Source organism: Trinickia sp. Z7, from assembly GCF_056498045.1.
The window spans coordinates 1-1,077 of the sequence record NZ_JAUEQW010000043.1; the positions used below are offsets into that span (position 1 = coordinate 1).

At 65.6% G+C, this 1,077-nt stretch carries 1 pseudogene; it reads left to right on the forward strand.

From position 1 onward, the window contains the following. Nucleotides 1–1,077 (forward strand): annotated as a pseudogene (locus tag QQS38_RS25900) (RHS repeat-associated core domain-containing protein); the annotation flags it as partial.

Sequence of the window (1,077 nt, forward strand, 5' to 3'; positions counted from 1 at the left end):
TGACGCGCTATACCGATTGCTCGGGCAAGACGACCCAGTGGAAATACGACACCGACGGGCGGCTGAGCGAGACGGCGGACGCGGCGGGCAACACGACGAAATACACGTACGGCGAGAACGGGCAACTGGCGCAGGTGCAATCGCCCGCGGGCATCGAGCAGATCCACTACGACGCCGAGGGGCGGCTGCGGGGCCATACCGATCCGTTGGGCCGCAATACGCTTTACCAGTACGACGGCGCGGGGCGGATCGCGGCCCGGGTGGATGCGCTCGATCAAACGATCGCGTACCGCTACGACCGGCTCGGGCGGCTCACTGCCCTCACCGATGCCAACCAAGCGACGTACGGTTTCCGCTACGACCCGGTGGGCCGGTTGCTCGAAGAGGTGGCGTTCGACGGCAAGCGCACGTGCTATACGTATGATCGAGCCAGTGGGCGGCTTACCTCGATCGACGAGGCGGGGCAAACGACGCAGGTCGAATACGACCGGGGCGGGCGGCTATCGAAGCGCAGCGCGGGGCCGAGCGAGGAGCGCTTCGCGTACGACCAGAGCGGGCGGCTCATCGATGCGCAAAACCGGTACAGCCAGATCCAGCGGTTCTTCGATCCGGTGGGCAACCTGGTGCGCGAGCACCACGCGTACAAGGTGTTCGACGAGGCGCGCAGCTACGTTTGGCATCACCAGTACGACGAGTTGGGCAACCGCATCAAGACGATCCGCCCCGATGGGCATGCGATCGATTGGCTCACGTACGGGTCGGGGCATGTGCACGGGATGCTGCTCGATGGCGAGGAGCGGATCCAGTTCGAGCGCGACGATCTGCACCGCGAGACCAAGCGGATGCTGGGCGGGCAGTTGGGATTGAAGAGCGTCTATGACCCGGCGGGCCGTGTGATTCAAACGGCGCTGCAGCGAGACAAGGCGCCGATGCCGATCGTCGATCGGCGCTACCGCTACGACGCGGCGGGGCAACTGACGCAGATCGAGGACAGCACCAAGGGATACATCGATTACCGGTACGACCCGGTGGGGCGGCTGATCGAAGCGGCCAGTCCGTGGAGCCGGGAGCGGTTTG